The sequence below is a fragment of the Streptomyces sp. SID11385 genome (genome assembly GCF_010548245.1).
In the GTDB taxonomy this organism is placed as follows: domain Bacteria; phylum Actinomycetota; class Actinomycetes; order Streptomycetales; family Streptomycetaceae; genus Streptomyces.
Genome location: NZ_JAAGLR010000045.1, coordinates 1 through 8,196 on the forward strand (window position 1 = coordinate 1; position 8,196 = coordinate 8,196).

8 protein-coding genes are annotated in these 8,196 nt (G+C 73.8%); 2 read left to right on the forward strand and 6 right to left on the reverse strand.

What is annotated here, in order from left to right; all coding sequences use genetic code 11:
• Together G3I42_RS01970 and G3I42_RS01975 are read left to right on the forward strand one after the other, a co-directional pair.
• The coding region (locus G3I42_RS01970; protein ID WP_203606243.1) for a SpoIIE family protein phosphatase at positions 1 to 1,530 on the forward strand (1,530 nt) is incomplete at its 5' end.
• A 123-nt stretch (positions 1,531 to 1,653) separates the two neighbouring features.
• Positions 1,654 to 2,763 (forward strand): hypothetical protein, encoded by a 1,110-nt coding sequence (locus G3I42_RS01975; RefSeq protein WP_164282129.1) that lies wholly within the window; start codon positions 1,654 to 1,656, stop codon positions 2,761 to 2,763.
• A 58-nt stretch (positions 2,764 to 2,821) separates the two neighbouring features.
• Here G3I42_RS01975 and G3I42_RS01980 read toward each other — a convergent pair whose 3' ends face one another.
• The 6 genes from G3I42_RS01980 to G3I42_RS02005 all read right to left on the reverse strand — a co-directional run.
• Entirely contained in the window at positions 2,822 to 4,078 is a 1,257-nt protein-coding gene (locus tag G3I42_RS01980) for a cytochrome P450 (RefSeq protein WP_164282130.1), read from the reverse strand.
• Complete coding sequence (locus G3I42_RS01985; protein WP_164282131.1) at positions 4,075 to 5,310, reverse strand: cytochrome P450; 1,236 nt, start codon at positions 5,308 to 5,310, stop codon at positions 4,075 to 4,077. The genes G3I42_RS01980 and G3I42_RS01985 overlap by 4 nt, the downstream gene beginning before the upstream one ends.
• Positions 5,307 to 5,972 (reverse strand): ATP/GTP-binding protein, encoded by a 666-nt coding sequence (locus tag G3I42_RS01990; RefSeq protein WP_239096206.1) that lies wholly within the window; start codon positions 5,970 to 5,972, stop codon positions 5,307 to 5,309. The genes G3I42_RS01985 and G3I42_RS01990 overlap by 4 nt, the downstream gene beginning before the upstream one ends.
• Entirely contained in the window at positions 5,953 to 6,300 is a 348-nt protein-coding gene (locus G3I42_RS01995; protein WP_164282132.1) for a DUF742 domain-containing protein, read from the reverse strand. Before G3I42_RS01995 ends, G3I42_RS01990 begins: the two co-directional genes overlap by 20 nt.
• Complete coding sequence (locus tag G3I42_RS02000) at positions 6,297 to 6,701, reverse strand: roadblock/LC7 domain-containing protein (protein WP_164282133.1); 405 nt, start codon at positions 6,699 to 6,701, stop codon at positions 6,297 to 6,299. Before G3I42_RS02000 ends, G3I42_RS01995 begins: the two co-directional genes overlap by 4 nt.
• On the reverse strand, positions 6,698 to 8,196 hold a 1,499-nt coding region (locus G3I42_RS02005; RefSeq protein ID WP_164282134.1), incomplete at its 5' end, for an ATP-binding protein. The genes G3I42_RS02000 and G3I42_RS02005, both read right to left, overlap by 4 nt.

Consider the following 8,196-nt stretch of genomic DNA (forward strand, 5'->3'; position numbering starts at 1 on the left):
CCCTGGTACGGGTACGGGCCGGGCCCCGAGGAGGCGCGGCGGCACGGGGCCGGGGCGGGCTCCGTCGACGTCGGCGCCGTGCACCGCTACCCCTCCGACTCGCCCCGCGCCCGCGTGCTGCGCACCGCGCGGCCCGAACTGCTGCCGGGGACGGACGGCGATCTCGTGCAGTCCACGCTCGCCGTGCCGATGGTCGCGCACGACAAGGTCGTCGGGCTCGCGCAGTTCGCCCGGACGAAGGGCAGCGAGCCCTTCGGCGAGCGGGACCGCGCGCTCGCCGTCGAACTCGCCACGCGCGCGGCCGTGTTCATCGACAACGCGCGCCTGTACCGGCGCGAGCACGAACGCGCCCTGCTCCTCCAGCGCAGCCTGCTGCCGCCCGGCGAACCGGAGGCGGCGGGGCTCGACATCGCCTGCCGCTACCTCCCGGGCAACGAGGCCACCGAGGTGGGCGGGGACTGGTTCGACGTCATCGAACTCCCCGGCCACCGCACGGCACTCGTCGTCGGGGACGTCATGGGACGCGGGCTGCGCGCGGCGGCGGCGATGGGCGAACTGCGCACCGCCGTACGGACCCTCGCGCTGCTCGACCTGGAACCCGCCGAAGTGCTTTCGCACTTGGACGAGATCGCCCAGGGGCTCGGCTCGCCGCAGCAGACGACGCGCCCGGCCCGCCAGGACCAGGACACGGACCTCGCCGAGGTCTACCTCGCCACGTGCGTGTACGCGGTGTACGACTCCGTGACCCGCCGCTGCACCTTCGCCAACGCGGGCCACCTGCCGCCCGTCCTCCTGGAGCCGAGCGGCGCCCACCGGCCCGCGCTCCTCCTCGACGTGCCCCCGGGCATGCCGCTCGGCGTGGGCGGCGAGCCCTTCGAGGAGGTCACCGTCGAGCTGCCGGAGGGCGCGCTCCTCGCGCTCTACACGGACGGGCTCGTCGAGTCCAGGCACCAGCCGCTCGACGAGGGCCTGCTCGCCTTCCGCAACGCCCTCACCGATCCCGGGCGTTCGCTGGAGGACATCTGCGACCAGGTCCTGCGGCGCCTCGACACGCACCACGGCGAGGACGACATCGCCCTCCTCATGGCGCGCGTGCAGGGCCTGCCCGCGGAGAACGTCGGCGACTGGACGCTGCCGCGCGACCCGCAATCGGTCGGCAAGGCCCGCGAGTACACGCGGGAACGGCTCGCCGGGTGGGGGCTCGAAGCCCTCGCCGACACCACGGAGCTGCTGGTCAGCGAGCTGGTGACGAACGCCCTGCGGTACGGGGACGGGGAGATCAGGCTGCGGCTGCTCCTGGACCGGACGCTCGTGTGCGAGGTGTGGGACGAGGGGCTCGTGCAGCCGAGGCGGCGACGCGCCAAGGACACGGACGAAGGGGGGCGCGGGCTCCAGCTCGTCGGGCTGCTCGCCGCCTCCTGGGGCTCGCGCCGGACGCCGCACGGGAAGACGGTGTGGTTCGAACTGGGGCTGCCGGACGGGGAGTCGAGCGGCGTGGACGCGGCGGAGGCGCTGCTGAGCCTGTTCTGACGCGGACTCCAGGCGAAGGCCCCCGTCTGATGCGGCCTCCAGTCGAAGGCCCCCGGCGTGTCGGTTACTCTGTGCGACGTGCCGGGGGGTGGCTCCGGGCTCGGTGGGCCAGGAGGCGGGCGGATGCAGACGGAGACCGTGGAGCGGGACGCGGACGGGGCCGAGGGGGACGCGCCGGGGACACCGCCGAACGCCCGTCGGCGCAGGCCCCGTTGGGTGCGGGTACTGCGGTGGACGGCCCTCGGCGTGGTGCTGGTCGTCCTGGTGCCGCTGCTCGCGGCGGGGACCTGGCTGCGGTTCTCGTACGCGGGGGAGCCCGGCGACGGGACGCGGACGCGCGGCCGTGACGCGCTGTGGCTCGGGCACGCGTGGGTCGACGGGCGCAAGGACACGGGCGATCTCGACCGGCTCGCCGAACAGCTCCGGTACACCGGAATCCGCGATCTGTACGTGCACGCGGGCCCGCTGGAGCACGACGGCACGCTCCCGAAGAAGCTCTACCCGAAGGCGGGTTGGCTCGTCGAAGGGCTCCACGAGCGCCTGCCCCGGCTCCGCGTGTCGGCCTGGCTCGGCGACGTGCTCGACACCGAGTCCCCCGAGGGGCTCAGCATGGCGGACCCGAAGACGCGCGCGGCGATCCTCACGTCCTCGCGGCAGATACTCGCCGCCGGATTCCAGGGCCTGCACTTCGACTTCGAGCCCCTCCACTCCGGGGACCGCGACTTCCTCGGCCTCCTCTCCCGCCTGCACACCCTCACGGCCGCGCGGCACGCCCCGCTCTCCGTCGCCGCGCACCAGATCGACCCGCTGCCGAGCCTGCACACCGTCTTCGGCGCGGTCAGCGGGCACGAGAAGTACTGGAGCCAGGCGTACTTCGGGCAGGTCGCGCACCGCGTCGACCAGATCGCCGTCATGTCGTACGACACGGCGATGCCGCTGGAGAGCCTGTACGGGGGCTATGTGGCCCAGCAGACGGAACTCGCCCTCGAAGTCACCCCGCACGAGACCGACTTGCTCATGGGCATGCCCTTCTACCACGAGAACAAGTTCGGCCACCGGGCCGCCGCCGAAACGGTGGCGGCCGCCGTGCGCGGCGCCCGCCTCGGCCTCGCCCGCACCGACCGCGAACGCGTCCGCTTCGGCCTCGCCCTCTACGTGGACTTCGCCGCGACGGAGGCCGACTGGAAGGCGTACCGCGACAGTTGGGGCGCGCCGGTCAACCGGCTGGGCTGAGGCGGGGACACCCGGGGACGCGCCTCGACGGCTGAGGCGCGTCCCCGGGGGCCGAGCCTCAGCCGTCGAGGCGGACCGGCAGCTCGTACAGGTCGTTCTGGGTGACCACCGGCTTGTTGCGCAGTTCGCCCGGCGCGACCGCGAGGTCCAGGCCGGGGAAACGGGTGTACAGGGCCGGGAGGGCGACGCCCGCCTCCAGGCGGGACAGCGCCGCGCCGGGGCACACGTGCGGTCCGTGCCCGAAGGAGATGTGCCGGGCCGCCGTCTCGCGGGTGATGTCGAACTCGTTCGCCGACGGGCCGTGGGCCTGCTCGTCGCGGCCGATCGCGGCGAACGACACGATCAGCGCGTCCCCGGCAGGGAGCACCTTGTCGCCGACGGGCACGTCCTCGGTGGCGAACCGGATCAGCACGTGCGAGGTGGGCGTCGACCAGCGCAGTGTCTCCTCGACGACCGCCGACCAGTCGGCCTCGCCCGAGAGGACCAGCGCGCGCTGCTCCGGGTGGGCGGCGAGGTTGCGGACCGCGTTGACGATGAGGGAGATCGTCGTCTCGTGCCCGGCCGCGACCATGAGCTGGAGGGTCGAGACGATCTCCTGGTCGGTGAGCGTGTCGCCGTTCTCGGACGCCTGGATGAGCGCCGAGGTCAGGTCGTCGCCCGGGTTCTCGCGCTTGCGGGTCACCGCGTCGGCCATGATGCCGCCCAGCTCGGTGAGGGTCGCGACGACCTCCTCCGGCGGGGTCTGCGTGGAGAAGAACTTCTCGAACAGCACCTTCAGGCGGGGCAGGATCGCCTCGTCCAGGCCCATCAGGTCGGCGATGACGTACATCGGCAGCGGGTAGGCGAAGACCGCCTTCAGGTCGACCGTGCCGTCCGCCGCCGCCTGCTCGGCCACCTGGTCGAGGAGGCCGTCCGTCAGCTCGGCGATGCGCGCGCGCATCCGCTCCACCCGGCGCGGTGTGAGTGCCTGCGCGACCAGGCCGCGCAGCCTGCGGTGGTCGGCGCCGTCCACGGTCAGCATCGAACGCCCCGGGTTGGCGAGCCCGATCAGCGGCCAGTCGGGGGCGATCTCGCCGCGCTGCCAGGCGCCCCAGACGTTGATGTCCTTGACCACGCGCGGATCGGTGAGCAGCTTCTTGGCCTCCGCGTGGTGCGTGACCGCCCACACCGGCACGTCGCCGGGCAGCATCACGGCGGCCAGCGGGCCCGCCGCCCGCAGCGCGGCGCTCTCCCCCTCCAGGTCGGAGACGAACGGGTCGAGGTGGATGCGGTGCTGCTCGGGTTCCGCCGAGCGCGTTTCCGTAACTGCCGTCATGCGTACGGTCCTCCAAGAGCGGGGGTGGGTGTGAAGGTGACCGGGAGTTCGGTCAGGCCGCGCAGCCACGGTGACGGGCGACGTGCCAGCGACTCGGCCGACACCGCGAGATCGATGTCGGGCAGCCGGTCGAGGACGACCTCGATGCCGGTCCGCGCGATCACCTCCGCGATCTCCTGCGCCGGGAACGGGCAGCGGTGCTCACCGTGCCCGAAGGAGAAGTGGGCCCCGTTGCCACCCGTCAGCGCCGACTGGTCGGTGCGCACCTGCGGGTCGGAGTTGGCGCCCTGGAGGCCGAGGAGGAGCATGTCGCCGGCCCGGATCGCGCGACCGCCGAGCCGGGTGTCGCGGGAGGCCCAGCGGCCCGCCACGTTCTGCGTCGGCGTGTCCTCCCACAGCACCTCGTTCATCGCCTCGGCGATGCTGTTGCGCCCCCCGAACAGCGAGGCGGCGAACCGGCTGTCGGTGAGCATCAGGCGCAGCGAGTTGCCGATCCAGTCGGCGGTCGGCTGGTGCCCGGCCGCCATCATCACCATCAGGTCCTGGACGATCTCCTCGTCGCCGAAGCCCGAGGTGTCGGCGAGCATCCGGGACACGACGTCGTCCGCGGGCTCCGCGCGCCGGCTCGCCACGAGGCTCGTCATCGACGTGAACAGGTGCGACTGGCCCGCCAGCGCGCGTTCCCGGCCGTCGATCATGTCGTTGAGGGCGGTCACCATCGCCGGGCCGTCCTCGTCGGCGACGCCGTACAGCCGGGCCAGGACGCGTACCGGCAGCAGCATCGCGAAGTCGGCGATGAGGTCGGCGGCGCCCTTCGGGCAGATCGCGTCGATCAGCTCGTCGGCGAACTTCTCCGCGTGCGCGCGCAGTTCGGACGGGTCGACGGCCTCCAGGGCGGCGGTCAGCATGCCCGCGCGCTCCCGGTGGCGGGCGCCGACCGTGTAGAGGATCGAGGGCTGCTTGCGGCCGATCATCGGCAGCAGCGGCCAGTCGTCGGGGATGTCCGCCCACTGGCTCCACAGGTCGGAGTCCCGGCTGAAGAGCACCGGGTCGCCGGTGATCTGGTGCAGCTCGCGGTAGCCGAGCACCAGCCAGGCCGGTACGTCGCCGTCGAGCAGCACCGGCACGACCGCGCCGTGGTCGCGGCGCAACTCCCGGTACACGCGGGCCGGGTCGTCCTGGAGCAGCGGGCCGCTGAGGCGGACGGGCGCGGGGACGGGGACGGTGCTCACACCAGCTCCTGACGGGTGGTCCGGGCCGCGCGGTCCGCGGGGGCGTCGGCACTGGCGGCGGGCGGTACGGCGCGGGCGTCGGCGTACACCGCCTGGACGTACTCCACCAGCGTGATCAGCACGAGCTTGCTGGACTCCCTGGACCGGGCGTTGCAGGTGACCAGCGGCACGTGCGGGTCGAGGTCGAGCGCCTCGCGGATCTGTTCCGGGGTGAAGGGAGGACCGCCGAAGTCGTTGCACGCCACGACGAACGGCGTGCCGTGCTTCTCCAGCCGGTCGATGGCGTACCACGAGTCGTCGATACGGCGGGTGTCGACGAGGACGACCGCGCCCAGCGTGCCGGAGAACAGCCGGTCCCACAGGAACCAGAAGCGCTCCTGGCCCGGCGCGCCGAACAGGTACAGCACGTTGCGGGCGTCCAGCGTGATGCGGCCGAAGTCGAAGGCGACCGTGGTCGCCGTCTTGCCGCTCACCGAGCTGTTGTCGTCGACGGCTTCGCCGGCCTGGGTCATCGTCTCCTCGGTGTTGAGGGGACGTATCTCGCTCACCGACCGGACCATCGTCGTCTTGCCGGCGCCGAAGCCGCCCACGACCACGATCTTGAGGCCGTTGTCGGCGCTCGCGCCGAGTGGCGTGCGCGTCTCAGAGGTTGCGGAGTCCAACGAGCACCTGCTCCAGGATGTCGGGGTCGGGTACGGCGGCCGTGCGCGGGTGGCGGGCGCTGACCTTGCCCGCCGCGTGGAGGTCGGCGAGCAGGATGCGGGTGATGCTCACCGGGAGGCCCAGTTCGGCCGCGATCTCCACGGCCGCCGTGGGACGTTCGGTCAGGCGCAGGATCGCCGCGTGTTCGGACTGCATGCCGGGCATCGGATCGCACTCGGCGACGACCAGCGTCACGAGGTCGAACGGGGCGTCCGGGCCGGGCCGGCTGCGTCCCTGGGTCAGGGTGTACAGCCGGTCGGGCGTGTCGTCCCTGCCGGGCCTGCTCACGAGTTCCTGGGGAGGGCGGTCAGGTGCTCGCCGAGCTGTTCGACGAGTTCACTCATGTTGTGCCCGACGAGACCGGCGTCGGCGTCCTCCGCGGTGACGACGGCGAGATGGGCGCCCTCGCCGGCCTCCACGATGAAGAGCACACCGCCGTAGAACTCGGCCATCGCCGAGCGGACGCCGCCGGTGCCGTCGCCGAACTCGACGGAGGCGCCGTGCGACAGGGACTGGATGCCCGCGGCGATCGCGGCGAGCTGGTCGGCCTGGTCGCCGGAGAGTTCCGGGGTACGGCACAGCTTGAGGCCGTCGCGGGAGAGCACGAGCGCGTGCCGGGCGCCCGGTGTGCGCTCCAGCAGGCCCTCTATCAGCCAGGTGAGCTTCTCGTCGGCGGTCGTGCCGGTCATGGTGTGGTGTCGCCTTCCGGGCTCTGGGGGGTCGTGAGTGCCGCCGCGTCCGCGAGGGCCTCCGGGGCGGACCCGGGGGTGGGTCCTGGGGTGGGGCCGGGCGGGGTCGTGCCGGCTCCGCCCCCGGCCTGCTGGGGCAGGGGGGTGTTCGTGAGCGTGGATTCGGGGGACTGGCCGTCGTTGACCGCCCGTACCGCCTGGCGGAAGGTGTGGAAGCGGGCCGTGCGGGCCCGGGTCTCCTCGGCGGTGGGGGCGGGGCGGGACGGCGTGGCGCCGCCGGAGTGGCCGCGCTCGGCCTTGGCGAGCGTCTGCCCGCGACGGCGGCGCGGGAGGACGAGCGGGGGCTGCGCGGAGTCCTCGGCCGGGGAGCCCGCCGCATCCGGGGAGCCCGCGTCGTCCGTTGAGTCCGCGGTACTGCTCCCAGCGGCGCCCGTACCGGTGTCGCCGCGGCGGGGGAGGGACGGGGCGACGGACGGGGCGGACGGGCCGGTCCCGGCCGCCGTGGTGGCCGTGGCGGACGTCCCGCTCGTGGCCGTCCCGGCATCCGTACCCGGGTGGGGGAGGGCGGAGCCCCCGGCGGGTACGAGGATCTCCTGCGGGACGAGCACCAGCACGCCGGTCCCGCCGCGCGCCGAGGGCCGGTACGAGACCTGGAGGCCGTAGCGGCGGGCGAGCCTGCCGACCACGGCGAGCCCGAGCCGGGTGCCGGTGAGGCCGCCCAGCTCCACGGACGCGCCGGACACCGCCCGTTCGGCGCGGCGCAGTTGGGCCTCGCCCATGACGAGGCCGCTGTCCTCGATGGACACGATGACGCCGGACGGGACCTCCTCGACGTAGACGTGCACCTCGGCCGTGGGCGGCGAGAACGTGGCGGCGTTGTCGAGGAGTTCGGCGAGCGCGTGCATGACGCCCTCGGCCGCGTGCCCGGCGACGGCGGTCTCGCCGGCGGAGTGGACGCGGACGCGCCGGTATCCGCCGATCCGGCCCATGGCACCGCGCAGGACCGACTCCATGGTGATGGGACGGGCCCAACGGCGGCCCGACCGGGCGCCGGTGAGCACCGCGACGGAGTCCGCGAGACGACCGGCCTGCGCGGTGCGGTGGTCGAGGTGGAACAGGTCGGCGAGGACTTCCTCGTCCTGGTGCTTCTCCTCCATGGCGCGGAGGTCGGCGAGCATGCCGGTGGACAGGGCCTGCATCCGCCCGGCCGCGTTCGCCGTCGCGGACAGCGCGGCGGCGCGGGAGCTGTTCGCCTCGCGCGCGCGGGCCGTGAGCCGGGCGGTCTCCGCGACCAGCCGGTCGCACCGGGCGGCGAGCGAGTCGCGCTCCTCGGCGTGTTCGGCCGTCAACCTGTCCGCGGCGGCGCGGTGTTCGTCCTCCCGCCGGGCCAGCTCCGCCGCGTGCTCCGCCGCGAGACGCCGTACCTCGGCCGCGTGCGCCTCGGCGGCACGCTTCCGCTCGGCGGCGTGCGCGTCGGCGAGACGCTTCCGCTCCG